Here is a 1,441-nt window from a genome sequence, read left to right as displayed (position 1 = left end):
GCTTCCCAATGCTGATGTCAAGCCGCTGTCGTGACGGGTGGTGTGACTTGGTAACACCGTCCGTCACGGATGAGAGCCCAGAGCACGTTGACACGGCGCCGGGCGAGGGCGAGGACGGCCTGGATGTGGCGCTTGCCCTCGGCTCGTTTCCTGTCGTAGAAGCGACGGGAGTTGGGGTCGGACTGGATGCTGACCAGCGCGGAGGTATAGAAGACGCGTTGCAGGCGCCGGTGGTAGCGCGTGGGCCGGTGCAGGTTGCCGCTGACCTTGCCGGAGTCCTTTGGGGCCGGAGTGACTCCGGCGAAGGCCGCGAGGCGGTCCGCAGTGGGGAAGGCGTCCAGGGTGCCGCCGATGGCGGCGAGGAACTCCGCTCCGAGAGTGGCCCCGATGCCAGGCAGCGAGGTGATCACCTCAGCGAGTTCGTGCTCGCGAAACCGGCCCTCGATGAGTTTGTCGGTCTCGGCGATCTTCTCGTTGAGGGCCATCACCTCCTCGGCCAGGGTGTGGACCATCTTCGCGGTGGCCTTCTCCCCGACAACCGCAGTGTGCTGTCGCTCAGCCGCCTCGACGGCCTTTGCCGAAAGGGCCTCGGCGCCGCGGACCTTGCGGTTGCGCAGCCAGGTCGTCAGCCGTTTGGCGCCGACACGGCGGATCGCCGCCGGGGTCTGGTAACCAGTAAGCAACCGCAGCGGTCCGGTATTGCCAAGGTCCAAGGCCCGCTCCAGGGCGGGAAACATGCTGTTCAGCAGGGACCGGAGCCGGTTGGTGACGCGGGTGCGCTCGGCGACCAGGTCGATGCGGCGGTCCGTCAGCAAGCGCAGTTCGACGACGGCCTCGTCGTCGAGGCGGATTGGCAGCAGGTCCCTGCGCATCCTGGCCTGGTCAGCGATGATGCGGGCGTCGCGGGCGTCGGTCTTCCCCTGGCCCCGGTAGCTGTCGGTGGCCCGGTTGACCGCGACACCGGGGATGTAGACGAGCTCCTGGGCGTGGGCGACCAGGAGGTTGATCAGGAGACCGGGTTCACCGCCGGTCATGTCCATCGCCCAGGTCAACTTGCGGCCATCCGCAAGGTCCAGGACATCGCCGATCAGCTTCAGCAGCTCGGGCTCGTCGTTGGCGACCCGCCGCGACAACAGCGTGGTGCCCTCGGCGTCGAGGACCAGCGTGTGGTGGTGGGCCTTGCCGCAGTCGGTCCCCGCCCATATCCGGCTCATCGTGCTCCATCAGGTCGTGCTTGCAGTTCACACCACGGACGACCTCGCCGGCATTGCTCTACACAGCGACCTTCTCGCACTTCCCAATCGGCGGCCGAGTCGTCGTGGGGAACCAGGCGGCCAAGCCTCCCGAACCATGATCGGCAGCCCGATGAAAGCCACACCCGGTTCCCCTGGGCGCCACAACCCTACGAATGGCTGGGGCAGACCCAGGAAGAAGGTAGAGC

At 67.2% G+C, this 1,441-nt stretch carries 1 protein-coding gene; it reads right to left on the bottom strand.

What is annotated here, in order from left to right:
• Positions 1-17: 17 nt before the first annotated feature.
• Complete coding sequence (locus tag ABFY07_RS42650) at positions 18-1,214, bottom strand: IS110 family RNA-guided transposase (protein ID WP_346179608.1); 1,197 nt, start codon at positions 1,212-1,214, stop codon at positions 18-20.
• Positions 1,215-1,441 lie beyond the last annotated feature (227 nt).

Origin of the sequence: Streptomyces sparsogenes subsp. cuspidosporus (assembly GCF_039532705.1) — a bacterium.
In the GTDB taxonomy this organism is placed as follows: domain Bacteria; phylum Actinomycetota; class Actinomycetes; order Streptomycetales; family Streptomycetaceae; genus Streptomyces; species Streptomyces sparsogenes.
Note: the sequence above shows the minus strand (reverse complement) of the source record. Positions and strands in the feature narration are given on the sequence as shown.